Consider the following 25,021-nt stretch of genomic DNA (forward strand, 5'->3'; position numbering starts at 1 on the left):
GAATACAGATGCCACTGTCTCTTGATGTGGGGGGCCGTTTTTATCGCGCAAAGGTCAACAAGCCTATCTGGGAAATCGCAAATAGCGGTATTGTATTCGACCATGTGGCCGAAACGGTGCACGCAAAATCCGGCGCCAGAAGCGCACGGAGGGCAATAATGGCATCGCGCGATGCGTTTTTAGAGCGTCTTTGCTGTACGGTAGCTATGCAGCTTCCCATCCCGCTCTCCCTTTCGTCAACGGTCAATGGCTCATGACGCTTGTTATGTGCCTCAGCTTGTCCGGATTGCGCGTGCAATAAATAGCAACGACCTTTTCCTGCACCACATGCAGTGCGGTCGTTTGCACGACGTCGCCGCCTTCCATCGTCACGAAGCCGGGCAAGCCATCGATGACGGCATAATGGATCAAGCGTGACGGCTGCGAGAGGAAAATGCGCGCCATCATCTCGTGACGCAGCATGACTGCATCGAGCCCGATTAGCGGCTGCCTTGAGGCCGGCACCTTGCCGCCGCCATCCGCATAGGCAACGACATCCTGCGAAAGCAAGGCGCGCAATGCGGCCATGTCGCCGGTCCTCGATGCCGTGAAGAAGGCGGTGGCAAGCTTGAGCCCCTGCTCTTTGCCGACAGCGAACCGGGGCCGGGCGTCGACGATATGCGCCCTCGCCCGGCTCGCGAGCTTGCGGCAGGCCGCCTCTTCGCGGCCGATCGCCAGCGCCACGTCCTCAAAGCCCATGCCGAACACGTCATGCAGCAGGAAAGCGGCGCGTTCGAGCGGCGACAGACGCTCCAGCGCCAGCATCAACGGCAATGTCACATCGTCGGCTGCATCGTCATCTTCCGGGTCGAAGATCGGCTCGGGCAGCCATGGTCCGACATAGGTCTCGCGCCGACGCCGGGCGGATTTCAACTCGTTCAGGCAGAGCCTGGTGACGATGGTCCTCAGGAACGCAGCCGGCTCGCGAATCGATTCACGATCCGTCGCGAGCCAGCGCATCCAGGCTTCCTGCACGATATCTTCGGCATCGGCGACCGATCCGAGCATCCGGTAGGCAAGCCGCACAAGACGTGGGCGCAGCTCTGAGAAGATCGGATCAGTAGATGTCTCGGTCATGAGGTCACAAGAGCGTGTTGCAACGGAGCGGCCAAGGCTTGGCGGCCGCGAACGAATTGTAGCGTCGTCAGCGCGACGCGTCGCCCCAGATAACGCGCAGTCGCGAGATCGGATTCGGGTGGCGCGGTCTCCGGGCCTTCATCGGTGTTTGCCTGGGCGCCGGCGCCGAGCCAGAAGCCAAGCCGGTTCATATCCGCTTCCGAGCCCGTTGACGAGCAGTTGGCCGGCGGCAGGTCGAGACCGACCCAATGCATTCCGTGCTGCGCGGCAAAGATTGCCAGCTGGATCAAGGTTGAAAGCTTGTCACCGGAGCGGGACCCCGAGGTGGTGAAACCGGCGGCGATCTTGTCCTTCCAGAGAAAGCCCTTGGCAAGGACGGCGGTCGACGTCGCCTCCTCGAAGGCTTTGAATGCGGCTGAAACGGAGCCCATGTAGGTCGGCGAACCGAAGATGATCGCCTGCGCGGCATGGAGATCCTCCCAATGCCGCTCCACCTTATCCACGCTCAACAGCATGGCCTCGACACCCTTGACTTGTTCGACCCCTGCCCTGACGGCTTCGGCCTGGCGACCGGTGTGCCCATAACCGCTGTGATAGACGATTGCGATGCGCTGGCGAACCATTGTTATCTCCTTCGAAAAATGGCGTTGCGAAGGTTAGGACAAGGCAGGGATGCCATCTGTGACATGCCCTGCCCTTTTTTCCTTTTGGCAGCGGCCTGGTGGCCGGCTACGATTACTTCTGCCGATAGAGGATCATGCCGCCGTGATGCAGCACGCCATCGATGAATGTTCCATCGGCGGTAAAGCCGGTATCGTCCCAATAATCGATATGATTGCCTCGGACTTCATAGCGTCCCTGATAGGCGCTCTCCCGCTTGCCGCGTGCTTCATCGTAACGGCCGTTCGCAAGCAGGTTATGGCGGACATGGCCATCGCCCGTGATCCACATGCCGACATAGGGGTGGTTTTCCGAGGGGCGGGTAACAGTGTTTTGCTCGATACTCATCTGAGTGAGACCTTTCTCTATGGTTAGGATAGCCGCGCCGGCGAAAAGTCCGGCTGCGGCAAGAAGCGAAACCTGATTCATCTGTTGCGCGTTGGACGGATGACGATCTCGTTGACGTCGACATCGTCAGGCTGCTCGATGGCAAAGCGCACGGCTCGGCCGATCGCGTCCGGCTGCAGCGCTATGGCGCGGTAGGTCTTCATGGCTTCCACCGCCACCGGATCGGTGATCGTGCTGGCAAGCTCGCTCTCGACCACACCGGGATGGATGCAGGTGACGCGGAGCTTGTCGTTTTCCTGCCTCAAGCCATCGGAGATTGCCCGCACCGCATATTTGGTGGCGCAATAGACGGCGGCCGTGGGCGAGACGGCGAGCGCGCCGATGGAGGCGATGTTGATGATATGGCCGGAGCCCCGGGCCGTCATCTCAGGCAATACCGCGGCGATGCCATAGAGCACGCCCTTGATGTTGACATCGACCATCTGATCCCACTCCTCGACCTTCAGCGAGGCCATAAGCGACAGGGGCATGACGCCGGCATTGTTGACGATCACGTCGACGCGACCAAAGCCCTGGCGTGCGGCCTCGGCAAAAGCGGCGACGTCGGCGCGATCCGTCACATCAAGGCGGCGCGTCATTGCTTCGCCGCCACTTTCCCTGATTTCGTTTGCCAGCGCCTCCAGACGATCGGTGCGGCGCGCGCCGAGCATCACCTTCGCGCCAGCTGCGCCGAGTTCCCGGGCAATCCCGGCGCCGATGCCGCTCGAAGCTCCGGTTATAAGGACGACTTTGTTGAGGGGCATGTTCATTTCCTTCCTGGTTGATCTTCAAACCGCTCTGAAGCAGTTGTCAGGAAGGTAGATCCAGCCCATTGTTATGATAAGACATCCATTCATTGCCATTATGGAAAGCGTTACTAACCAATGGAGCCGGATCTCAATGCACTCGCCGTCTTCGCACTCGTCGCCGAGGAGCGGAGTTTCCGTGCAGCTGCCGACCGTATGGGTGTCACCCGATCAGCGGTCAGCCAAACGATCCGGCGGTTGGAGGAAGCGCTGGGAATAGCACTGGTGCTGCGTACGACCCGCAGCGTAAGCCTTACCGAGGCGGGCGAGCGCCTGTATGGCGAGGTCGCTCCCGCGATCGCAGACATGCGCATCGCCGTGGAAGCCACCGGAAATTTGCGTGGGCCCGCGCGCGGCCAACTGAGACTGGCGGTCTCATCGATTGCCGAGCGCTTTCTGTCCGGGCCGTTCCTCGCAAGCTTTGCAGAGGCCAATCCCGAGGTTCAGATCGATGTCACCGTGACGGACGAAGAGTTCGACATCGTTGCGGAAGGATATGATGCAGGCGTGAGGCTCGGCGAGGTCATCGAGCAGGACATGATCGCAGTGCCAGTGGCCGGCGACGAACGGCAGCTTGCCGTCTGTTCACCGGGATATCTGCAGCGCTTTGGCGCGCCTTCGCATCCGAGCGAGCTGGCCGCCCATCGCTGTATCGGCTGGCGTTCGGCACCGAAGGTCGCGCCATATCGCTGGGAATTTGCCGAAGGCGGCAAGGAGTTCAGCGTCGCGGTCGCGCCGGAGATCACCACCAACGACATGGCGTTGATGACAAAGCTTGCCGTTGCCGGGGCCGGAATCACATTCGGCATGGAGGAGAGCTTCCGACCATCTATCGATCGCGGCGAACTCGTGCCCATCCTCGAAAGCTTCTGCCCACGTTTTGCTGGTTTCTACCTCTATTACTCCAGCCGCCGCCACATGGCCCCGAAGCTGCGAGCCCTTGTCGACCACCTGCGTGCTTTGCGGTAGCGCCGGCGATCCGGCAGAAACGAAACGGCCCAGCCGCTGGAGACGGCTGAGCCACCTTTGCCAGGTCAGGGGTCAAATCCGACTGAAGCATCCTAGTAATAAGATAAGCTTAGTTTTTGTCAATGATCGTTCATACGTTCAAGCTGTCTTGTTAGCAAATGCGGCTGAGAAGCGTCTGCCTGCTTTGTGCAGCACGATTAAAACAAATATTCGCGGGAATTTAATGGCGGAAGAGGTGGGATTCGAACCCACGGTACGGTTTCCCGCACGCCGGTTTTCAAGACCGGTTCCTTAAACCACTCGGACACTCTTCCTGTCACGGCGGCATGCGCCTTGTATAAAGTGGTTGGCTGGCTTTACAGCTATTCGGGCCGAACCGTCAACCGGGCTGCTGTGCATCTTTGGTGATCGGGCAGCCTTGTGTGAAGGATTTGGCATCGACTATCCGGAAGGACATTGCCTCGCTCATGACATTCGACGATCAACCTTTGCCTCTCGGCCCAAAACCATTGACCGGCCCTGCCCTTGCTGCCTTCTTTGGCCGCGATGCCGTTGTTGTCTCATCGGATCTGATCGGTGCACGGTTTACGGTCTCGGGCATCGGTGGCCGCATCGTTGAGACGGAGGCCTATCGACCCGATGACGAGGCTTCGCACGCCTATCGCGGTCCGACGCCGCGCAACGCCGCCATGTTCGGCCCACCGGGCCGCGTCTATATCTACCGCTCCTACGGTATCCACTGGTGTATAAACTTCGTCTGCCTTACAGGAAGCGCTGTGCTCATTCGGGCGCTGGAGCCGGAAACGGGCATCGAGGAGATGATACGGCGGCGTGGCATGGCCAATATCATCTCGCTGTGCAATGGGCCGGGAAAGCTCTCGCAGGCGCTGGCCATCGATATCGGTCTCAACGCTTTCTCGCTGGATGAGAAGCCTTTTGCCTTTTCCCTTGCCGAACCAGTCGCAGTCGTGTCGGGCAAGCGCATTGGGATCACCAAGAATGTCGATCCGCTCTGGCGTTTCGGTGCTGTGGGCTCCCGCTTCGTCAGCCGCCGTTTTCCTGGTTGAATGGAAAAGACCGCCGGGGTGGTGCCCGGCGGCCATATGGCCTCGCAGTGAAACTGGAAAGACTGCGCGGCTATTCCATGGCGACGCTATGATCGACGACCGGCGGTGCCTTTGGTTTGCGCAAGAGAACCAGCAGCGGTATGGCGCAGATCGACATCAGCATCAGCAGCTTGAAGTCATCGATATAGGCGATGATGGTCGCCTGCGTGGTGATCATGCCGTCAAGCGTGGCGCGTCCGACAGCCGTCAGCGGACTGATACCCTGGGCAGCCGTCGCGTCGAAGTAACGGTTGAATGGCGTCACATAGGCGGCAATATTCGCGTGGTTGACCTGCGTGTTCTCCGTAATCAGCATCGAGACGACGGAAATCCCGACGCTCGAGCCGATATTACGCGAGAGGTTGTAAAGGCCAGTGCCCTCGCCGCGCATCTGCGCCGGCAACGTCGCAAACGCGATCGTCGTCAGCGGTACGAAGAGGAAGCCAAGGCCGGCACCCTGAACGAAGCCGACCGAGATCAGCGTCCATTGCGAAACTTCGGGCGTCCAGCCTGTCATATCGTACATCGCCCAAGCGGTCAGGGCGAGACCGATGAACAGCAGGAAGCGCGTATCCACCTTGCCGATCAGCCGTCCCACAAGGAACATGCAGAACATCGTGCCGAGACCGCGCGGCCCCATGACGATGCCGGCAGTGACCACGGGATAGCCCATCAGCGTCTGCAGATAGGGTGTCATCAGGGCGAGCGAAGCCAGATAGGTCACACCGACGATGAAGATGAACAGCATGCTGACGGCAAAATTCTGGTCGAGAAACAGCCTCGGATTGACGAAACTTCGTTCGGCCGTGAACGTATGCACGATAAAAAGATAGAAGGCGCAGACGCAAACGAGCGCCTCGATGATGATCTCGCTCGAATAGAACCAGTCCAGCTGTTCGCCGCGATCGAGAAAGAGCTGTAGCGCGGCAATGGCGATCGACAGCATGCCGAAGCCGAACAGATCCAGCTTGGCGAGAGCATCGAGCTTGGTTTCGGTCACGTAGACAACGATGCCGAAGAAGGCGAGCGCGCCGATCGGCACGTTGATGTAAAACACCCAGCGCCAGCTGATATTGTCCGTCAGCCAGCCGCCGATCACCGGGCCGAGCACAGGGCCGACCATGACCGAGACGCCGAACAATGCCATCGCGCGGCCGCGCTCCTCGACATTGTAGATATCGAGCAGAATGCCCTGCGACAGCGGCACCAGGGCAGCGCCGAAGAGACCCTGCAACAGGCGGAATCCGACGATTTGGTTCAAGGATTCCGAGAGGCCGCACAGGACGGAAGCGGCGACAAACCCAGCGATCGCCACCAGCAGTACGCGCTTGCGGCCGAACTTCGCCGAGAGGAAGCCGGACGGCGGCGTCATGATGGCTGCAGCGACGATGTAGGAGGTCAGCACCCAGTTGATCTGGTCGGCACTGGCCGAAACGTCGCCCTGGATATGCGGCAGGGCAACGTTGGCGATGGTGGTGTCCAACGCCTGCATGATGACAGACAGGATCACGCAGGCGGTGATCGCGCCACGATTGGCGATCGGCGCCGATGGCGAAGCGGTGGTAGCGTTACTCATGGTCCTGACCGCGGGAATGGCCCAGCAGATTGCTGATGAAATCGGGCAGGCCGCGGGCATGGCCGGTGTCGACACCAGCGACGACGCTCATTCCGACGCGCAGCGGCGGCTTGCCCTGCGTATCGTCGATATTGATGATCATCGGGATGCGCTGCACGACCTTGACCCAGTTGCCGGTCGTGTTCTGAGCAGGCAGCAGCGAGAAGCTGGAGCCGGATGCCGGCGCGATGCTGGCGACAGTGCCCTTCCAGGTTACGCCCGGATAGGCATCGACGGAGATGTCAACCTTCTGGCCAGTCCGCACATAAGTCAGCTCGGTTTCCTTCGGGCTGGCGTTGATCCACATATGCGTGGTCGATACCAGCGAGAAGCCCTGCTGAGCGGCCGTCAGATAGGCACCGACCTGCAGCGAGGGAACATTAGCGGTAACGCCGTCGAATGGAGCCCGTACCACGGTGTCGTCCAGCTCGCGCTGCGCATTGTCGACCGCAGCCTTGGCCTGCAGGTAGAGCGGGTTCTGTTCCGGAGGCAGATCGGCCGTGCCATCGCCGCCCAACTGCGCGAGTGTCGCGGCAGCCTGCGCCTGCGCAACCGTGACCTTCTGCTGGGCAGCAGTGAGATTTTGCTTGGCCTGGTCAAAGGCCGCCTTCGAGGCGACCGAGCTGTTGATCAGGTTCTGCTGTCGCTCAAGCTCTGTCTGGTAGTAAGGGATGTCGGCCTGCGCCTGCGCGATTTCGGCTACGGATTGCTTGTAGCTCGCCTGCAGGTTCAGGATCTGGTTTCTGGCGTTGCCCAGCTGCGCCTGCGCGCCTTCCAGCGCGATGCGGAACGAATCGGGCTTGAGGCGGAAAAGCACCTGCCCTTTCTTCACCACTTCGTTCTCGTGCACGTCGACCGAAATCACCGTGCCGGAAACGTCGGTGGAAACGCCGACCATGTCTGCCTGAATATAGGCATTGTCCGTCGACATGATCTGTCCGCCGGTAACGTAATAATAGCCACCGATAACGAGTGCGACCGGCAGCAGAGCGAACAGGATCGGCCGCGTCGGGCTGCGTCGTTTGCGCGGCGTTTCAGGAGGCGTGACTGGAGCTGCCGCGGCGACTGTCGTCGCCGGCTGTGGCGCCGGGTTCGAAGACGGCGCCTCGGCGGTGGGAGCTTGAATTTGTTCCGAGGAATTTGCGTTTGCGGGTACGCGAAGCGGAGAGGATGCGTCAGCCATGTTGGATCTCTTTGTCGACTGCCTTCGAGCGGCAGGCGTTGAGCAGGTTCGATTTCATAAGGGTAAGCAATTCATAGAGGCGTTCGTGATCCTCCTGGGGCACTCCGTCGAGCGCCTCCCTGCGGGTCTGGTCGCCTATGCTGCGCATCGTGTCCATCAGCGGCCGAGCCTCGTCGCGCATGTAGAGGAGCCAGCTGCGTCGATCGCTGGGATGCTGCCGGCGCTCCACGAAACCGCGTTCGCTCAGCTTGTCCAGGATGCGGACCAGGGTGATCGGTTCGATCTCCAGGATTTCCGCCAATCCGGCCTGATGGATACCTTCGTTGTTTGCGAGATAGGCCAGCGTCTGCCACTGCGAACGCGTGAGCCCCAAATCCTTTGCGCGCTGCTCGAACCTCTTTCTAAGAAGCCGGGCAACGTCATGGAGGAGAAAGCCGAGAGTGGGTGTCGAGTTCATTTTATAGCAAGCCTGCTATTCATAAGCAACCTTATAATTACTGCTACGTATAGTAAGCGTCCACTCGATACAAGAGGGCGAGCGCTCAAGAAGTGTCGATGGTCGAAGATGTCGCAGGGGTGTCGCAAAGATGTCGCAGTCGATCCGCGCGCCCATTTCACGCCAAAAAACACAACGTCAAATGGGACGGACTCATCGCTAAGAGCACCGCATAATTGAAAAGGCGCGGACGATTTGTCCGCGCCTTTTCGGCAGTTTCACAAACGGGATTGGAAGCGTGGGGCCACTTCCTACCCTCGAGAGTTCAGCGTTGAAGCTAGCGTCGGCTTAGAAGTCCGATCTAGCGTCGGCTTAGAAGTCCGATCAGGTAGCCGATGCCTGCGGCGGCGGCGACCATGAAGATCGGATCTTCGCGAACCCTTTCGCGCAACTGCTCTGTGATCTCCTGGGCTTCTTCCGCGACGACCGACTTTGCTCCCTGCCCGACTGCGGCCGCACTCTGTGACAGCCTTGTCAGATCTTCGCGCAATGCAGCGACCTGCGCGGCCAGATCCTCCATCGCCGTTTCGGTCTGCGCGCGCGCCGAAGAAGACTGGTTGGAAGCTGATTTCGTCTCTGCCATCGTGAGCTCCTAGTGTTTTCTTGTTCAACAAAACGTCATTCCGGATCAAAGGTTCCGGCACTTTCGCGCCGAGTTCGGTGATTTCCCCCCTGGCTCTTCAATTCCGGTTCGGATTGTTCTAAGGAACGTCGATTGTTTCGCCTGCGGGCGAAGACGTGATGATGACGAGGTTTGCTTTCCGATGTTCGACGTGCTGAGAAAAATCGCCCAGACTTGGGTTGCCAAGGGTTTGCTACTTCTTCTGGCGGCAGCCTTCGGTGTATGGGGCGTCGAGCGCTCGTTGATAACAGGTGGTAACAGCAACACCGTGGTGACTGTCGGCGATCAGCATATCGATACCAATGAATTCCGCCTCGCCTATCGTCGCCAGATTCAGGCGATCAGCCAGCAATTGCGCATGCAGATCACCCCGGAACAGGCGCGTGCCTTCGGCATCGGGCAGCAGACGGTTGCACAGCTCGTTGCAGGCGCCTCGCTCGATCAGCTTGCTGCCGACATGAACCTCGGCCTTTCGCAGGATCGTCTCGCCAAGCTCATTGGCGACGATCCGGCATTCAAGGCGCCGAATGGCGCTTTCGATCGCCAGAAGTTTGAGCTGCTTTTGCGCAACAGCAGCATTACGCCGGACGATTACATCAAGGAACGCAGCAAGGTCGCGGTCCGCAGCCAGATCGTTGAAGCGGTGTCCAATGGCTTTGTTGCACCGAAGGTGCTGGTCGATGCCGTCAAGCAATATCACGATGAGAGCCGCAGCATCGACTACCTGCTGCTGACCAACGCCAACATCGATCCCGTCAAGGCTCCGGCTGACGATGTGCTGTCCAAGTGGTTCGATGGCGTCAAGTCCAGATATCGTGCTCCGGAATATCGCAAGTTCGCATATGTGAAGCTGCAGGCCGAGGATCTGGCCGATCCGGCAAGCGTTTCCGATGATGAGCTGCGTGCCCAATACGACAAGCGCAAGGACAGCTTCACGACCCCGGCGACGCGGACGATCGAACAGCTGACCTTCGCCAACAAGGATCTTGCCAACGCAGCCTCGGATGCGCTGAAGACGGGCACCACCTTCGACCAGCTGGTCTCCGATCAGGGCAAGAAGCCGGCAGACGTTCTGCTGGGCAACTTCACCAAGGATCAGGTTCCTGACAAGACGATTGCCGATGCGGCCTTCGGCGTCACCAAGGATGGCGGTACGACGCCTGTCGTCGACGGTTCTTTCGGCCCCGTCATTCTGCGCGTGACAAACGTGAAGAATGAAACGGCGAAGAACTTCGACGACGTCAAGGAAGACATCCGAAAGCAGATCGCGCTCAGCAACGCCGCCACCGAAATCACCAGCGTCCACGATAAGTTCGAGGATCTGCGCGGCTCCGGCGCCTCGCTGCAGGAAGCAGCAGCGCAGCTCAAGCTGAAGCTTGTGACGATCGATGCGATCGATGCGACAGGCCTCGACCAGAGCGGCAACGACATCAAGGACCTGCCGGTTCGCCAGCAGCTGCTTTCGGAGGTCTTCAAGGCCGATCAGGGAGGCAATCCTGCGCCGCTGACCGTCGGCAATGATGGTTATATCTGGTACGACATATTGGGCATCACGCCTGATCACGATCGCGCGCTCGCCGACGTCCGCGAGAAGGCTGTCGCCGATTGGACCGCCGAGCAGCAGAAGATTGCGCTGGCCGCCAAGGCCACCGAGCTGAAGCAGGAAGCGCAGAAGGGCAAGTCGCTTGCCGATATCGCCGCACCGCTCGGCATCGCCGTCGAGAGCAAGAGCAATGTCCTGCGCTCTACCGATGATCCGGTTCTGGGTCGTGGCGGCATCGCCGCTGCCTTTTCGGGTCCGGTCGATACGGCTGCCAACGCCGTTGGCGCTGACGACACGACGCAGATCCTGCTCAAGGTTACGGATGTCAATGATAGCCCGACGACGGATGCATTGAGCAATGACGATCAGCAGATCGCTCAGATCGCCAATGCCGCCGGCGACGATATCCTCGATCAGATGGTCAACCAGCTGCAATCCAAATATGCCGTCACGGTCAACCAGAGCCTCGCCGAACAGGCGATGTCCCGCTAGGCCCGGTCGGGAGGATGGATAGCCAATGGCTGAATTGAAGCCTTTCCTTGCCAAGGTCGCCAATCGCGAGGCGCTGACGCGGGATGAAGCCCGCCAGGCATTCGAGATCCTGATGTCGGGCGAAGCGACGCCGTCACAGATCGGCGCCTTTCTCATGGCGCTGCGCGTGCGCGGCGAGACGGTCGACGAGATCGTCGGCGCCGTCACAACGATGCGCGCGAAGATGCTGCCGGTTGACGCGCCTGCCGATGCCATCGACATCGTCGGTACGGGTGGCGACGGTTTCGGCACCTACAATATTTCCACGCTGGCAGCCTTCATCGTTGCCGGCGCAGGCGTGCCGGTGGCAAAGCACGGCAATCGCGCACAGAGTTCCAAGGCCGGCACCGCCGACACGCAATCGGTATTGGGCATCAAGCTCGATATCGGTCCCGATGTCATCGCCCGCTGCATTCGCGAAGCTGGTATCGGTTTCATGTTCGCGCAATTGCATCATTCGTCGATGCGCCACGTCGGCCCTTCCCGCGTCGAACTCGGCACACGCACGATCTTCAATCTGCTGGGGCCGTTGTCGAACCCCGCTGGCGCACGGCGTCAGCTGCTGGGCGTCTTTGCGCCGCAGTGGGTCGTTCCGCTTGCCGAAGTGCTCAAGGATCTCAACGCCGAAAGCGTCTGGGTCGTGCATGGTGAAGGTCTCGACGAGATCACGACCACCGGCACCACCTCGGTTGCCGCGCTTGAAAACGGCAAGATCCGCACCTTCGAACTGACACCATCGGATTTCGGCCTGCAGCATGCCGATCTTGCTGACCTCAAGGGCGGCGATGGCGTTGCCAATGCGGCGGCGTTGCGCGCTGTGCTCAGAGGCGAGAAGAATGCCTATCGCGATATTGCGCTGGCCAATGCAGCCGCATCGCTTGTCATTGCCGGCAAGGCGGAAACGCTCCATGATGGCATGAGGCTCGCAGCCCAGTCGCTTGATAGCGGTGCGACCGCTGTCGCCTTGGAAAAGCTGATCGCCGTCTCCAACGACGAAGAATAGGTTCAGGACATCATGACCGATATCCTTCAGAAGATCGAAACCTACAAGCGCGAGGAAATCGCCGCCGCCAAGGCGAAGGTTTCCCTTGCCGACCTCAAGGCCATGCAGGCCGGCCAGTCCGCACCGCGCGGCTTCCACAAGGCACTGCTCGCAAAGAAGAAAGCCGGGATCTTCGGTCTGATTGCCGAAATCAAGAAAGCAAGCCCGTCGAAGGGCCTTATTCGCCCCGATTTCGATCCGCCCGCGCTTGCAAAGGCGTATGAGGCCGGCGGTGCTGCCTGCCTCTCGGTGTTGACCGATACGCCAAGCTTCCAGGGCGCGCCCGAATTCCTGACATCGGCCCGTGCCGCCTGCTCCTTGCCGGCGCTGCGCAAGGATTTCATGTTTGAAACCTATCAGGTGCAGGAAGCCCGCGCCTGGGGTGCAGACTGCATTCTGCTGATCATGGCCTCGCTTTCCGACGACGACGCGCAACGCCTTGAGGACGAAGCCTTTGGCCTCGGCATGGATGTGCTGGTCGAGGTTCACGATGCCGAAGAGATGGAGCGGGCGCTGAAGCTGTCCTCGCCATTGATCGGCATCAACAACCGCAATCTGCGCACCTTTGAAGTCAGCCTTACGGTCAGTGAAACCTTGTCGGCCATGGTGCCGGAAGGACGGCTGCTGGTCGGCGAGAGCGGCGTCTTCACCCATGCCGATTGCAAGCGTCTTGAGGCCGTCGGTATCACCACCTTCCTCGTCGGCGAAAGCCTGATGCGCAAGGACGACGTGACGGCAGCGACACGGCTACTGCTGAACGGCGAAGCCGGCATTCTGGCGGCCGAGTGAAATGAGCACCGCAAAATCCGGCCTCACCCATATCGACGCGTCAGGCGAAGCGCATATGGTCGATGTCGGCGACAAGACCGAAACAACGCGCAGCGCCACGGCCGGCGGCTATGTCAGGATGAAGCCGGAAACGCTAGCACTGATTCGCGATGGCAACGCCAAGAAGGGCGATGTCATCGGCACAGCGCGGCTCGCCGGCATCATGGCGGCCAAGCAGACATCCAATCTCATCCCGCTATGCCATCCGCTCATGCTGACGAAGGTGGCGGTCGACATCGTCGAAGATGCCGCCCTGCCCGGCCTGCGAGTGACCGCGACGGCAAAGCTTACCGGCCGCACCGGCGTCGAGATGGAGGCGCTGACGGCGGTCTCCGTCGCCTGCCTGACGATCTACGATATGGCCAAGGCCGCCGACCGCAGTATGGAAATCGGCGGCATAACGCTATTGGAGAAATCCGGCGGCAAATCCGGAGATTTCCGCCATCCGGGGGCCTGATGCCATGAGCCTGTTACCTGTCGCCGAAGCACAAGCGCGCCTGCTGAATAGTGCTACACCACTTCATCGTATCGAAAGTGTTCCGCTCGATATGGCGGAAGGCAGGGTGCTGGCCAAGGATCTGGCGGCTCGCCTGACACAACCGCCCTTCGACGCTTCGGCCATGGATGGCTATGCGCTGCGTTTCGAGGATGCGGCAATGCCCGGCTCCGAGCTTCAGGTGATTGGTGCATCCGCCGCAGGCCACGCCTTCGAGGGTACTTTAGGCAAGGGCGAGACTGTCCGCATTTTTACCGGCGCACCGGTTCCGGCCGGAGTCGATTCGGTGCTCCTGCAGGAGGATGCGGAACGTCTGGAAGGCGATCGCATTCGCACCACCTATGCCCTGCGCAAAGGACAACACATACGCCCGCGCGGCCAGGATTTCCTCGAGGGCGAAGTCGTGCTGCCGGCCCGCACGGTGATGGATTTTTCAAGGCTGACGGTCGCGGCCGGCATGAATCATCCGGCGCTGGACGTTTATCGCCGGCCTCTGGTCGCCATCCTAGCAACAGGCGACGAGCTGGTCGTGCCGGGCAGCGTGCCTGGTCCCTCGCAGATCATTGCATCGAACACCTTTGGTATCGCTGCACTCGCGCACAGTGCCGGCGCCCATGTGCTCGATCTCGGCATCGTCCCCGACAATAGCGATGAAATCACTGCCGCGATCGGCCGCGCGCAGGTGGCAAAGGCCGATATCATCGTCACGCTAGGCGGCGCCTCGGTCGGCGATCATGATCTGGTGCAGGCCACCTTGATTGCCGCCGGCATGCAGCTGGATTTCTGGCGCATCGCCATGCGGCCCGGCAAGCCGCTAATGGTCGGCAGTCTTGGCGAAACCCATGTTCTCGGCCTGCCCGGCAACCCTGTCTCCAGCCTTGTGTGCGGCGTGTTGTTCCTGGAACCCCTCATCCGTAAGCTCGCATCCCTGCCGCCGGTAAAACGCGAGAGCGTCGCGCGGGCCGCCATCCCATTTGCAGCGAACGATCAGCGTCAGGATTACGTGCGCGCGACGTTGACGAAGGCTGCCGACGGCAACTGGCTGGCCGAGCCTTTCTCGAAGCAGGATTCCTCGATGATGAAGGTCTTCTCGCGCGCCGATTGCCTTGTGGTGCGCCCGGTGCACGCGCCAGCACTTGAGGCGGGTTCGCCGACTCAAGTCATACTCTTGCGGCCAGACCTGCTGGGCTGAGCCAGGCAAGGAAAAGCCGGGAGATTTGATCCTCCCGGCTCATACTCATCAAATCTGCGAGCAGATTACTTGACGGGCTTCTCGTGATGGCCGCCGAAGCCGGCGCGCATCGCGGAGAGAACCTTGTTGGCGTAATCGTCGTTGCCGCGCGAAGCGAAGCGGCCGTAAAGGGCGGCGCTCAGCACCGGCGTCGGAACGCCTTCGTCGATTGCGGCCGAGATCGTCCAGCGACCTTCGCCCGAGTCCGAAACGCGGCCGGCATATTGCGACAGGGCGGCGTCGCCATGCAAGGCGTCGGCGGTGAGGTCGAGCAGCCAGGAGGTGATGACGCTGCCACGACGCCAGACTTCGCTGATTTCGGCGATGTCGAGATCGTACTGATAATATTGCGGATGGGCGATCGGCGCCGTTTCGGCATCCTTCTCGGCATCCAGCTTGCCGACATTGGCGTGGCGCAACACGTTCAGGCCTTCGGCATAGGCAGCCATCAGGCCGTATTCGATGCCGTTATGAACCATCTTGACGAAGTGCCCAGCACCCGACGGGCCGCAATGCAGATAGCCCTGCTCGGCGGTGCTCTTCTTGGCGGCTTCTTCGGAGCGCATCGGCGAAGCGGCAACGTCGCCGACGCCTGGTGCTAGCGTCGCGAAAATCGGCGATAGATGCTCGACGACTTCCTTCTCGCCGCCGATCATCAGGCAATAGCCGCGCTGCAGGCCGAAAACGCCGCCGCTGGTGCCAACATCGGCATAATGAATGCCCTTGGACTTCAGCTCCTCGGCGCGGCGGATATCGTCATGGTAGTAGGAGTTGCCGCCGTCGATGACGATGTCGCCTTCTTCCAGCAGCGGTACGATCGATGCCAGTTCCTGGTCGACGATCGCAGCCGGCAGCATCAACCAGACGACACGCGGTTTGGCGAGCTTCGATACGAAATCCTCGAGTGACTTGCTACCGGTGGCGCCGAGCTGCTCGAGGCCTGCGATGCTTTCCGGACGTGCATCGAAAACAACCGCGGTGTGACCGCCCTTCATCAGGCGCTGCACCATGTTGTTGCCCATGCGGCCAAGGCCAATCATTCCGATTTGCATATGTCAGTCTCCTAGGACGGTTTTAATCGTTTTGAATCTCAATAAAGACATTTCGCAATATTTTCCAATGAACAAATGACGGGCGAGCCATGCGCAGGCCGGAGAGCGGTGAAAATTGGCTGTGTTCACGCATCTGTGATGGCGCATGCAAGAGCATGCCGTTTGCCACTATAATCGCCCTTTGTCCGTGCTGATGAAAGCGGTATTTCACGGGAGCTATCGGAGTTCTGGAATCCGTGTCCACCAGCTGAAAAATAGTTTTCATCGCTCATCATGTTTCGATGTAACGTTGAGCTGCTTATTATCGATCCCGGGATTCTTTGCATCGTTCTCTATCTAAGACGCTGAACGTAAAGCGTCATAGGAGGCATATGTCTGCGTCGCTGAAACTGCCGCTCGTTCCGGCCTCATTTTTTGGCATCGTTTTGGGACTTTCCGGGCTTGCCAATGCCTGGCGCGTCGGAGCGCGCATATGGCAACTGCCGTCGATGGTCGGCGAGATACTGACCTTCGTCAGTTTCGCAGTCTGGCTGCTGCTGATCGTACTTTTCTCGTTGAAGTGGATCATGGCTCGTGAGGAAGCCCTCAAGGAAGTGGCGCATCCGGTCCAGTGCTGCTTTATCGGTCTCCTCGGCGTGACGACAATGCTTACAGCCGGCGGCCTATTGCCCTATTCACGCATTGGCGCAGAAACCATTTTTCTTGTCGGCGCCGCCTTCACGCTTGCGTTTTCAGTTTGGCGCACAGGCGGCCTCTGGCATGGCGAACGCGATATTGCAGCAACGACCGCCGTACTTTACCTGCCGAGTGGTGCGGGCTTTTTCGTTACCGCCATCGTCAGCGCGGCTCTCGGATTCCCCGATTGGGCGCAACTTTTCTTTGGCGCCGGCTTCTTCAGCTGGCTCGCTATCGAATCGGCTCTGTTGCATCGTCTCTTGACCGGACCGGCGCTTCCTCCGCCGCTGCGGCCGACGCTCGGCATTCAATTGGCGCCGCCAACCGTCGGTGCCCTTGCCTATATGAGCGTGATGCAGGGGCCGGCCGATACACTTGTGCACGCCATGATCGGTTACGGCCTGCTGCAGGCCCTGATCCTGCTTCGCCTTCTGCCATGGCTCATGAAAGATTCCTTCAGCCCGGGCTATTGGGCCTTCACCTTCGGTGCCACGGCGCTGGCGACGGCTCCGATGCGGCTGATCGAGCGCGGCGATACCGGTCCTGTGGTGAAACTGGCGCCCGTCCTCTTCATCGCAGCCAATATCGTCGTCATTCTGGTTGCCGCGGCAACAATATGGCTGATCGCCAATCGCAAGCTGGTTATCGGCTGGGCTGAGTTCACGGATAGCAGCGCCGTCGGCCGGCGTTAAACGAAACCGAGACAAGGCATCGAAGGATAATATGCTGGATCATGTGACCATAGGTGTTCGGGATATCGAGAAATCGAGGATCTTTTACGATGCGGTTCTGCATATTCTCGGCATTGAACGCCTCTATGCGGAAGGCGAAACCTTCGCGGGTTACGGCATCAGGCCAAAGGCATTCTTTTGGATCGGCCAGCGCACTGGCCCACAGACAGGCACCCATATCGCCTTTGTCGCGAAAAACCGGGAGGCGGTTGACCGGTTCCACCAAGCAGCTCTTGCCGCAGGCGGCATCGACAACGGGCCGCCCGGTCTTCGGCCGCATTATCACCCGGACTATTACGGCGCCTTCATACTCGATCCCGATGGCCACAATATCGAGGCGGTATGTCACCTATCGGTGAGTTAGCCATTGCACGCCTCGATTTTGGTGAGGATGGGATCACTGCACCGGCGGCCCGACATAGCGCGCACGCGGCCGGATGAGGCGGCCACTGGTCGCCTGCTCCATCGCGTGGGCCAGCCAACCGACGGTGCGCGCCAGTGCGAAGATGATCAGCGGCGCATCCTCCGGCAGATGATAGGCGTGGGTCATCGCGGTCAAGGCAAAATCAACATTGACGCGCTCACCGACGAGCTGCTCGCCGACATCGCGAACCCCGGCAAAGAGCGGAGGCAGCTTGAAGCAGCGAAGCAATGCTTCGGCACGCGCATCGACATCCGGATACAATTGATGGCCAAAGGCCGGTAACGGCCGGCCCTCGGAGAGGTAGCTGCGCACTGCCTCCTCCGCGCCGATCACAGCTGCCCGGCCGATCAGTGAACGCACACTCTGCCACGCGCCGCCATGCAGCGGGCCTGTCAACGTGGAAAGACCGGACAAGGCAGCGGCGGATAAGGTCGCGCCGGCGGAAGCCGTGATCCGCGCCGTGAACGTCGAGGCGTTCAGCTCGTGGTCCGCGAGCAACACAAAGCAACGTCGTATCAGATCGCCTGCATCCGGACGATCCCAGGCCATGGCGAGGCGTTGATGCAGCGGCTTGTCAGCGGCACCCGGAGCCAGCGCGTCGGCAACGGTGCCAAACACGCTTTCTGCCTCGCTCTGCAACGCCGGAAGCGAACGCCCAAGCGACGGCAGATCATTTGTCGTGCGCTCGGCAAGTGCCAAAAACGCTGCATTCAAGGAAGGGAGCTTTCGCCGTACCTCGGCCTGCTCCAGATACAGCGGGCGTTTCATGTCCCAGAGCAATAGCGCGACATCTTCGAGGCTCGCTCTCTCGGCAAGCTTGGCGGCATCCTGACCGCGATAGAAAAGCCGTCCGTTGAAAACCGTGGACAATGCCGAGGGCAGCACCGGGTCTCCCCATTGGATGGCCTCAGCGGCAACCGCTTCCGTCTTGCGCCGGCCGGCATGGCGGGTCGCCAGCCGCTTTACGTCGTCGGTGAAATAGAGGCTGCGCCGCGTATCCGCCGGATCCGGCTTCGCGCGAATGCGGCCGCGGCTGACATTGGCGTACAGCGTCTGCGATTTCGTTCCCAGCAGGTTCAGCGCCTGCTCCGCCGTCAGCCAGCTCATAAGTCCTCATATTGATCAATTGCATCAAGATTGACGTCAACAAAAATAGACCCGATCTAATCGGATAGTCAAAGGAGAACCGTAATGAAAAGTGGTCTTGAAGATGTCATTGCCGCAGAAACCAAGCTGTCCGACGTCGATGGCGCTGCCGGTCGTCTGATCATACGCGGCGTATCGCTCGATGATCTGGTGGCAACCAGCCGCTTCGAGGATGTGGCGGCGCTGTTGCTCGATGGCCTGTTCGACGAACATATCGATGCCGCCTCCATCCGGAAGCAGCTTGGCGCGGCCCGCGTTGCGCTCTTCGCGCATGTAGCGGCCGCCGATGCAACGCTGCTCGCTTTGCCGCCAGTGGACGCGATGCGCGCGCTGCTGGCACGAATCGCAGACGGCGAGGATTTCGCGAGCGCCATCAACCTGATGGCAGCACCGGCCGTCTTCCTCCCAGCGGTGTTGCGGTTGCAGAAGGGCGATACGCCGATCAAACCGGATGCCTCATTATCCCAGTCGGCCGATATCCTGCGCATGCTGAGTGGTCGTGTACCGACAGCAGAGCAGACAGCAGGGCTCGACGCCTATCTCGTGACGATTTCCGATCATGGTTTGAACGCGTCGACATTCGCGTCACGTGTCATTGCCTCCACCCATGCCGGCCTGACCTCTTCCGTGCTGGCAGCGATCAGCGCCCTGAAGGGTCCGTTGCATGGTGGTGCCCCTGGCCCCGTCCTCGATATGCTCGATGGCGTCGGCAAGCCGGAGAACGCGCGTGAATGGTTGTCAAATGCGCTCGATCATGGCGAGCGATTGATGGGCTTCGGCCATCGTATCTATCGTGTCCGCGACCCGCGTGCCGATTCGTTGAAAACCGCGCTGAAGCCGATTTTCGCCAGCGGCCAGGCGGATGCCGGTCGTATCGCGCTGGCGGAGGCGATCGAAGCGGCGGCACTCGCCCTGCTCAAGGAGCGCAAGCCTGATCGCCCACTCGACGTCAATGTTGAATACTACACGGCCCTGCTGCTCGACGCCCTTGGCTTTCCGCGAAACTCCTTCACCGGCGTCTTTGCGATCGGCCGTACGGTTGGCTGGATTGCCCATGCGCGTGAACAGACGCTTGACGGGCGTCTCATCCGCCCGCAGTCGCGCTATGTTGGCCCCCTGCCGAAGGCCGCATAAACCCTATCCGGGGTGATCGATGCTCAAGCGGCCGCGGATTGGCGCGGCCGCACCAATCCCTCGCGGATATGGCGGGCGAGCTCCTGTGCCGGCGGCGTTGCATTCCCCTTGGGCAAATGTAGATTGATCGCGAAAACCGGCAGCTCCGGCAACCCTTCTTCACTCGAGAGAATGTCGAGATCGGCAGGGACAGTAGACGCCAGCCAAGCGGTAACCGCCAGATCGGTGCGCACGGTCGCGGTGGTGGCTTCGATATTGCCGTTCTCGAACACGGTGCGCCAGCGCCGACCGCCATTGCTCAATGCCGAAAATACGGACGAGCGGAAAGCACAGGTATCGGCCACCATCGAGATCGGTAGCGGCATCTTGCGATAGGCGTTTCCGCCTTTCGCCCCGACCCAGACCAGCCGCTCGACAGCCAGACACTCGCCTTGAGACGAACCGAACGGTTCTTCGACCACGCAGAGGTCGATAGCGCCCTTCTCCAATTCCTCCAGCAGCTCCGGCGATGAGGCGCAAACCAGAGAAATCTCCACCTGCGGGTAGCGCTCGGCATAGGATTTCAGCACCGGTGCCAGCGTCGCACCCACAAGATCATAGGGAACGCCGAGCCGCACACTTCCCTGAACCGTCCGCTCGGTCATGTCAGCCCAGATGTCGTCGTTCAGCGTCAGCAATCGGCGGGCATTTCCGAGCAGCCGCTCGCCGGCGTCCGTCAGCCGCAAGCCGCGCTTGTCCCGCTCAAACAAGGTGGATCCCAGCATCTCCTCCAGCCTCTTGATCTGCTGACTGACGGCGCCTTGCGTCATGTGCAGCATATTGGCCGCGACGGTCATGCTGCCTTGGTCGGCAGCAGCAGTGAAGGTTCTGATGAGCGCGATATCGAAGTTTCGGGTCATCTGAGCATTATAGATGCTAATGCTTATGTCCTTCAATATTCGATTTCATGATGGGCGTTGCGTGCCTATCCCTTCTCCAGAATTGGAGAAAGGCCGAAATGACCATTGAATCCCTGTTGCCGCTGATTCTGTTCGCACTCGTCTCGACCATCACGCCGGGCGGCGCGACAACGCTTGCGACCGCTTCCGGCGCCCATTTCGGCTTTCGTCGGTCGATCCCCGTCATGGCAGGTTTCGCCTTCGGCCTCGGCTCCATGGCCGGCGCGGCCGCCGCCGGACTTGGCGGTGTCTTGTTGGCTTTCCCGATATTGCAGATCGCCATGAAGACGCTTGGCTCGCTCTATCTGGTCTGGCTGGCGATACGGATCGGCAAGAGCGGTCAACCGCATAACGCCGATCAGATGGCGAAGCCGACAGGCTTTGTCGCTGGCATCTGGATGCTGTGGCACAATCCCAAGGGCTGGGCGATGACGATGGGTGCCGCCGCCTCCTTTGCCATGCTGGCAAGTGGCCCGCTGATGCTCGCGATGCTGCTAGCCTCCACCTTCTGTCTGATGGCAGCCATCTCTCTGGCATTGTGGTGTGCTCTGGGGCAGTTGCTCGCCCGCCTACTGAATGCGCCGTGGCAATGGCGCGTCCTCAATGTCTCGCTCGCTTGCCTGCTGGTGATATCCATTATCCCGATGTGGCGCGGCTGAAGCCAGAAATGGCGAGATCGTTTGCAATCACACCCGGCTGTGCCAGAGCCACACGGTCAGCGACCCGGCGCGGCCGCGCAAGCTCGTGTCGATCGGGCCGTCGAGCCTGCCTTCGATGTAGGGAGCACTATCGCTGCCGGCGGAAAGCAGGAGGTCGTCGCTGATGGCGATCTCCGCGCCGTTGCTGGCAGCCACTTCCATCAGGCGGCTTGCCACATTGACGGTGTCGCCTGTCGCGGTGATCTGCTGCCTCCCGCCATCGCCGAGCCTGGAGGCGACGATGGTGCCGAAATGCGCGCCGATCTTGAAGCCGATGCGGGAAGCCGTCTCTTCGGGCAGCGTTGCGAGCCAACCCCTCATCCGACCGGCAAGGCGAATGCAGCAGCGCGCCGCATTGGCCGGATCGGTTCGCTTCGGTTGCGGTAGACCGAAGAGGATCATCGCGCCATCACCCATGAAGCTGGTAATTGCACCGCCGCTGGCCGTCACCTCCTCGTCGACAAGATGGAAGAAGCCGTTCAACAATTCCCGCACGGCCGTCGGGCCGATGGTTTCACTGAGGCCGGTAAAGCCATTGATGTCGATGAAGACCACAGCCGCTTCCTGGTGCACGGGTTCTGCAAGGAAGGCGGGGTCGCGGGCCAGATGTTCGGCGAGGCCCGGTGCCTGGATGCGCTGCAGCCGCTCGCTCTGCGCCGCGAGGCGCCCCGCCTGCCTGCGGCCGAGCCAGATCTGGGCTGCGCCGAAAAGCAGCGCCGGCGGTAAAGTCGCGGCAATCGGCAGGGCAGCGCTCAACCAGAAACCGTATTTGAAAGCACTGATATTGATCCCCAGCCAGGCGATGATGGCGCAAAGCGCCATGATCAAGCCGATGGTGTTGCGCCGCCAGGCCAGCAGGCCGACGATGATGAGAGGCATGCCCAAAGCGAAATAAAGATCGATATAGCGGATGCCGTGGTCCCGGATGAGCCCGTCTCTTGCGATCAGATGTGTGATCGAGGTGGAGATGACTTCGACACCAGGCAATACCGGATCGAAAGGCGTCGGAAAGACATCGCCGCCGCCGGTCACTGTCGCACCGATGACGACGATATGGTCCTTGATTGCCGCCTCCGGCAGTTGACCGCTGAGCGCAGCACTGGCGCTGAGGGTGCGGATCGTGCCGCGCGGCCCATAAAACGAAAGCGGCATCAGATAGCCGGTATCGGTATAAACGGAGTGGCCACCAATCTTTATGCGGTCCGAGATGACCACCGGCTGTTCGCCGGTGGCCGCTGAAACGACACGCATCGAAAACGACGGCTCGATGCGTTCGCCGCTACGAAACAGCATCGGCACGAATCGCGGCGTCCCCGTCTTGTCGGTCTGTACGTTGACGACGCCGGTGCTTGCGGCACCCGCGAATCTCTCCTCTGGCTCCAGAAATTGCAGTGCGCTCGGCACGCGGGCGAGAGGCTCCTTGCTGTCATCGGTAACGCGCTGGCGGCTTTCAGGAAAAATGCCGGCGGCGGCCAGGACGGCATTGGTCCGCTTCAGCGATTGCTCCAGCGCCGCATCGCCGGCCTCATCTCCGGGATCGACCAGGAGCATGTCGAGCGCGATAGCCTTTGGTCCCAGTGCCGCGATGGCGTCGACCACCTTGGCAAGTGTGTTGCGGGGAAGCGGGTAATGTCCGGCCACACGCGACGTCTCGTCGTCGATAGCGACGATGGTGACGATGTCGGGCGGCTGGCGGCTGCCGCCGATCGTATCCCTCAGATTCGTCAGGGTCGCCTCGGCGCCGTCGACAAACGGGATATCGCCATGCAGGTTCATAATGCCGAGGCCAAGGCCCCAGACAGCAGTCAGGACAAGCGCTATCAGCGTCTGCAGCGGCGGTCTGCGCATCGGCTCAGGATCTCACTGGCCGAGACGGGTCATCAATGCGCTGATGCGCTGCGGTGCCCAGGGTATGACACGCAACGGCGAGCGGCCCTTGTCGGCATCGATGCCCTGTCCCTGGCCGAGCGTGACGCCCTGCCCGGTTGATACTTTGTTGACCGCGACACGGCCGCGCAGGACGAGTACGGATGTCTTGCCGGCCTTCACATCGACCGCCCACCGCGTGCCACGAACGGCGGCGATTGCCTGCGGCGTCACCACCTCGAATCCGCCTTTGACGCGACTGCTGTCGACATCGACCAAGGCTGCTTTGCCGCTGAGCACCAGCGCATCCACCTGCCCATCATGATTGCGGTCCGCGAGACGGTAATGTGCGCCGCGCTCGATGGTAATGCTGAGCCCCGGCTGGCAATTTAACGTCTGGCGTTCGGTGCTGACAGTCGGTTGAAGCGAGCAGTTCCCGGTGGATTCGGCAGAAGCCGTGCCGGCGCCGACGAGGCATAGAAGGCCCGTTGCCAGCGCCGCGCCGAGAAAATTACTCATTTGAATCATCATTTTGGCCCTCATCACCTATAACTGGGGCCGAAGACGAGGATGTCCAGTCACGGCATTCCAGATACTTGGCGGTGATGATGCGTCAGGGATGGTTGATCTGCAAGTTGTCGTAGCCCCGCGCCTTATAAAGCACCGTTGAAATCAGCCAGCTCAACAGGAAAATACCGACGACAGCGAAGCCGAAATTGGCGAGATTGTCGTTGAGTTCGCCGATGAAGCGCCAGAATCCGCCTTCGAGACCGAGCTTGTCCGAAATAAGCCCGAGCGCCTCTATGCCGCCGATGAAGATGGCGACGACGACGGAAGCGGCGGTGATCGTCATATTGTACCAGAGCTTGCGGATCGGCTTGACGAAGGCCCAGCCATAGGCGCCGGTCATCAGCGTGCTGTCGAGCGTATCCATCAGCGACATGCCGGCGGTGAAGAGTGCGGGGAAAACCAGGATGGTCCAGAAGGACATGCCCTGCGCGGCCTGGGCGGCGGAAATGCCGAGAAGCCCGATCTCGGTTGCGGTGTCGAAACCGAGGCCAAAGAGGAAGCCGATCGGATACATGTGCCATGAGCGGGTCACGACCTTGAACATCGGCCGGAAGATGCGCGCCAGGAGGCCACCACCGGCAAGCAGCGTATCCAGATCCTCATCGGCGATCCTCTCGCCTCTCCGCGCACGCTTGAAGGCCGACCAGACGCCCTTGAGCACGAAGAGATTGGCAATACCGATCAGAAGCAGGAAGACCGCCGATACGGTGGTGCCGATGACACCGCCGACATCATGAAACGAATCGAGTTGGCTCTGCATCGCGGCGGCCGTCGCGGCAATCAGGATCGAGGCGATGAGGACGATCGAGGAGTGACCGAGGGAGAAGAAGAAGCCGACAGCATAGGGCTGCTTCTTTTCCTGGATGAGCTTGCGCACGACATTGTCGATGGCGGCGATATGGTCGGCGTCGAAGGCGTGACGAAGGCCGAACATATAGGCCAGAAACGCAATGCCGAGCAGCGACGGCCTGTCCGAGAAGGCGACCCAGGCCCAGATCCAGGCAACAATGTTGAAAATAATCAAAAGTGCAAAAGTGAAGGCGATCTTGGCTTTCGGCCGCTCGACGCCATCGTCAAATGGATTGAGGATCATACTTTTGTTCCCGTTATGCTTACTCGTACGGTGCCACGGAAACGGTGAGGACGCGACAGTCAA

The 25,021-nt window shown here is 60.6% G+C and carries 26 protein-coding genes and 1 tRNA gene; 11 read left to right on the forward strand and 16 right to left on the reverse strand.

Annotated elements, in window-relative coordinates; translation table 11 throughout:
• Window positions 1-243: 243 nt before the first annotated feature.
• The 4 genes from ACQZ6F_RS17830 to ACQZ6F_RS17845 form a co-directional block, all read right to left on the reverse strand.
• Complete coding sequence (locus ACQZ6F_RS17830; RefSeq protein WP_449093203.1) at window positions 244-1,116, reverse strand: sigma-70 family RNA polymerase sigma factor; 873 nt, start codon at window positions 1,114-1,116, stop codon at window positions 244-246.
• A complete protein-coding gene (locus tag ACQZ6F_RS17835; protein ID WP_449093202.1) occupies window positions 1,113-1,739 on the reverse strand; it encodes a flavodoxin family protein in 627 nt (208 codons plus the stop codon). Before ACQZ6F_RS17835 ends, ACQZ6F_RS17830 begins: the two co-directional genes overlap by 4 nt.
• Before the next feature lie 112 nt (window positions 1,740-1,851).
• Window positions 1,852-2,124: an Atu4866 domain-containing protein gene (locus tag ACQZ6F_RS17840; RefSeq protein ID WP_449093690.1), complete on the reverse strand. Its 273-nt coding sequence runs from the start codon at window positions 2,122-2,124 to the stop codon at window positions 1,852-1,854.
• A gap of 77 nt (window positions 2,125-2,201) precedes the next feature.
• Window positions 2,202-2,927 (reverse strand): SDR family oxidoreductase, encoded by a 726-nt coding sequence (locus tag ACQZ6F_RS17845; protein ID WP_449093201.1) that lies wholly within the window; start codon window positions 2,925-2,927, stop codon window positions 2,202-2,204.
• Window positions 2,928-3,047: 120 nt separating this feature from the next.
• On the opposite strand from ACQZ6F_RS17845, the gene ACQZ6F_RS17850 reads away from it, so the two are divergent.
• A complete protein-coding gene (locus ACQZ6F_RS17850) occupies window positions 3,048-3,938 on the forward strand; it encodes a LysR family transcriptional regulator (protein ID WP_449093200.1) in 891 nt (296 codons plus the stop codon).
• A gap of 224 nt (window positions 3,939-4,162) precedes the next feature.
• Here the strand turns inward: ACQZ6F_RS17850 and ACQZ6F_RS17855 are convergent.
• Window positions 4,163-4,252 (reverse strand) — tRNA-Ser (locus tag ACQZ6F_RS17855).
• A 153-nt stretch (window positions 4,253-4,405) separates the two neighbouring features.
• On the opposite strand from ACQZ6F_RS17855, the gene ACQZ6F_RS17860 reads away from it, so the two are divergent.
• On the forward strand, window positions 4,406-5,005 hold the full coding sequence (locus tag ACQZ6F_RS17860; RefSeq protein ID WP_449093199.1) for a DNA-3-methyladenine glycosylase: 600 nt from the start codon (window positions 4,406-4,408) through the stop codon (window positions 5,003-5,005).
• 70 nt (window positions 5,006-5,075) lie between these two features.
• Here ACQZ6F_RS17860 and ACQZ6F_RS17865 read toward each other — a convergent pair whose 3' ends face one another.
• The 4 genes from ACQZ6F_RS17865 to ACQZ6F_RS17880 all read right to left on the reverse strand — a co-directional run bounded on the left by ACQZ6F_RS17865 (window position 5,076) and on the right by ACQZ6F_RS17880 (window position 8,921).
• Window positions 5,076-6,620, reverse strand: a complete 1,545-nt coding sequence (locus tag ACQZ6F_RS17865) for a DHA2 family efflux MFS transporter permease subunit (protein ID WP_077471102.1) — start codon at window positions 6,618-6,620, stop codon at window positions 5,076-5,078.
• Complete coding sequence (locus tag ACQZ6F_RS17870) at window positions 6,613-7,842, reverse strand: HlyD family secretion protein (protein WP_449093198.1); 1,230 nt, start codon at window positions 7,840-7,842, stop codon at window positions 6,613-6,615. The genes ACQZ6F_RS17865 and ACQZ6F_RS17870 overlap by 8 nt, the downstream gene beginning before the upstream one ends.
• On the reverse strand, window positions 7,835-8,299 hold the full coding sequence (locus tag ACQZ6F_RS17875) for a MarR family winged helix-turn-helix transcriptional regulator (protein WP_077471100.1): 465 nt from the start codon (window positions 8,297-8,299) through the stop codon (window positions 7,835-7,837). The genes ACQZ6F_RS17870 and ACQZ6F_RS17875 overlap by 8 nt, the downstream gene beginning before the upstream one ends.
• 340 nt (window positions 8,300-8,639) lie before the next feature.
• A complete protein-coding gene (locus ACQZ6F_RS17880) occupies window positions 8,640-8,921 on the reverse strand; it encodes a hypothetical protein (RefSeq protein ID WP_068386726.1) in 282 nt (93 codons plus the stop codon).
• A gap of 181 nt (window positions 8,922-9,102) precedes the next feature.
• Here ACQZ6F_RS17880 and ACQZ6F_RS17885 point away from each other — a divergent pair, with 181 nt between their 5' ends.
• From ACQZ6F_RS17885 to ACQZ6F_RS17905, 5 genes are read left to right on the forward strand one after another with little or no spacing between them, the layout of a single operon-like run.
• Entirely contained in the window at window positions 9,103-10,995 is a 1,893-nt protein-coding gene (locus ACQZ6F_RS17885) for a SurA N-terminal domain-containing protein (RefSeq protein ID WP_449093197.1), read from the forward strand.
• Window positions 10,996-11,020: 25 nt separating this feature from the next.
• Entirely contained in the window at window positions 11,021-12,037 is a 1,017-nt protein-coding gene (gene trpD, locus ACQZ6F_RS17890) for an anthranilate phosphoribosyltransferase (RefSeq protein ID WP_449093196.1), read from the forward strand.
• Window positions 12,038-12,049: 12 nt separating this feature from the next.
• On the forward strand, window positions 12,050-12,865 hold the full coding sequence (gene trpC / locus ACQZ6F_RS17895; protein ID WP_449093195.1) for an indole-3-glycerol phosphate synthase TrpC: 816 nt from the start codon (window positions 12,050-12,052) through the stop codon (window positions 12,863-12,865).
• 1 nt (window position 12,866) lies between these two features.
• On the forward strand, window positions 12,867-13,361 hold the full coding sequence (moaC, locus tag ACQZ6F_RS17900) for a cyclic pyranopterin monophosphate synthase MoaC (protein ID WP_449093194.1): 495 nt from the start codon (window positions 12,867-12,869) through the stop codon (window positions 13,359-13,361).
• Between the two features lie 4 nt (window positions 13,362-13,365).
• Window positions 13,366-14,592, forward strand: coding sequence for a molybdopterin molybdotransferase MoeA (locus ACQZ6F_RS17905; RefSeq protein WP_449093193.1), 1,227 nt, complete (start codon window positions 13,366-13,368; stop codon window positions 14,590-14,592).
• A 65-nt stretch (window positions 14,593-14,657) separates the two neighbouring features.
• Here the strand turns inward: ACQZ6F_RS17905 and gnd are convergent, their stop codons facing one another.
• Window positions 14,658-15,683 carry a phosphogluconate dehydrogenase (NAD(+)-dependent, decarboxylating) gene (gnd, locus tag ACQZ6F_RS17910; protein ID WP_077471093.1) on the reverse strand — a complete coding sequence of 342 codons (1,026 nt, stop codon included), beginning with the start codon at window positions 15,681-15,683 and terminating at the stop codon, window positions 14,658-14,660.
• Between the two features lie 22 nt (window positions 15,684-15,705).
• Window positions 15,706-15,948, reverse strand: a complete 243-nt coding sequence (locus tag ACQZ6F_RS17915) for a hypothetical protein (protein ID WP_136687142.1) — start codon at window positions 15,946-15,948, stop codon at window positions 15,706-15,708.
• 106 nt (window positions 15,949-16,054) lie between these two features.
• Between ACQZ6F_RS17915 and tehA the strand changes: the two genes are divergently transcribed.
• Together tehA and ACQZ6F_RS17925 are read left to right on the forward strand one after the other, a co-directional pair.
• The gene (tehA, locus tag ACQZ6F_RS17920) at window positions 16,055-17,050 is read left to right on the forward strand and encodes a dicarboxylate transporter/tellurite-resistance protein TehA (protein WP_449093192.1); all 996 of its coding nucleotides are present in this window, start codon (window positions 16,055-16,057) and stop codon (window positions 17,048-17,050) included.
• A 31-nt stretch (window positions 17,051-17,081) separates the two neighbouring features.
• A complete protein-coding gene (locus tag ACQZ6F_RS17925; RefSeq protein WP_449093191.1) occupies window positions 17,082-17,453 on the forward strand; it encodes a VOC family protein in 372 nt (123 codons plus the stop codon).
• 33 nt (window positions 17,454-17,486) lie between these two features.
• On the opposite strand, the gene ACQZ6F_RS17930 is transcribed toward ACQZ6F_RS17925, so the two are convergent.
• Window positions 17,487-18,620, reverse strand: a complete 1,134-nt coding sequence (locus ACQZ6F_RS17930; protein ID WP_449093190.1) for a citrate synthase — start codon at window positions 18,618-18,620, stop codon at window positions 17,487-17,489.
• Window positions 18,621-18,704: 84 nt separating this feature from the next.
• On the opposite strand from ACQZ6F_RS17930, the gene ACQZ6F_RS17935 reads away from it, so the two are divergent.
• Complete coding sequence (locus ACQZ6F_RS17935; RefSeq protein ID WP_449093189.1) at window positions 18,705-19,793, forward strand: citrate synthase/methylcitrate synthase; 1,089 nt, start codon at window positions 18,705-18,707, stop codon at window positions 19,791-19,793.
• A gap of 23 nt (window positions 19,794-19,816) precedes the next feature.
• Here the strand turns inward: ACQZ6F_RS17935 and ACQZ6F_RS17940 are convergent, their stop codons facing one another.
• Entirely contained in the window at window positions 19,817-20,692 is an 876-nt protein-coding gene (locus ACQZ6F_RS17940) for a LysR family transcriptional regulator (protein ID WP_449093188.1), read from the reverse strand.
• A gap of 98 nt (window positions 20,693-20,790) precedes the next feature.
• On the opposite strand from ACQZ6F_RS17940, the gene ACQZ6F_RS17945 reads away from it, so the two are divergent.
• Complete coding sequence (locus ACQZ6F_RS17945; RefSeq protein WP_077471087.1) at window positions 20,791-21,390, forward strand: LysE family translocator; 600 nt, start codon at window positions 20,791-20,793, stop codon at window positions 21,388-21,390.
• A 27-nt stretch (window positions 21,391-21,417) separates the two neighbouring features.
• On the opposite strand, the gene ACQZ6F_RS17950 is transcribed toward ACQZ6F_RS17945, so the two are convergent.
• From ACQZ6F_RS17950 to ACQZ6F_RS17960, 3 genes are all read right to left on the reverse strand, one after another.
• Window positions 21,418-23,277: a CHASE2 domain-containing protein gene (locus tag ACQZ6F_RS17950; RefSeq protein WP_449093187.1), complete on the reverse strand. Its 1,860-nt coding sequence runs from the start codon at window positions 23,275-23,277 to the stop codon at window positions 21,418-21,420.
• Window positions 23,278-23,289: 12 nt separating this feature from the next.
• Window positions 23,290-23,823, reverse strand: a complete 534-nt coding sequence (locus ACQZ6F_RS17955; RefSeq protein ID WP_449093689.1) for a FecR domain-containing protein — start codon at window positions 23,821-23,823, stop codon at window positions 23,290-23,292.
• A gap of 85 nt (window positions 23,824-23,908) precedes the next feature.
• Window positions 23,909-24,958 carry a HoxN/HupN/NixA family nickel/cobalt transporter gene (locus ACQZ6F_RS17960; protein ID WP_449093186.1) on the reverse strand — a complete coding sequence of 350 codons (1,050 nt, stop codon included), beginning with the start codon at window positions 24,956-24,958 and terminating at the stop codon, window positions 23,909-23,911.
• Between the last annotated feature and the right edge of the window lie 63 nt (window positions 24,959-25,021).

The organism is Rhizobium sp. A22-96, from assembly GCF_053521805.1.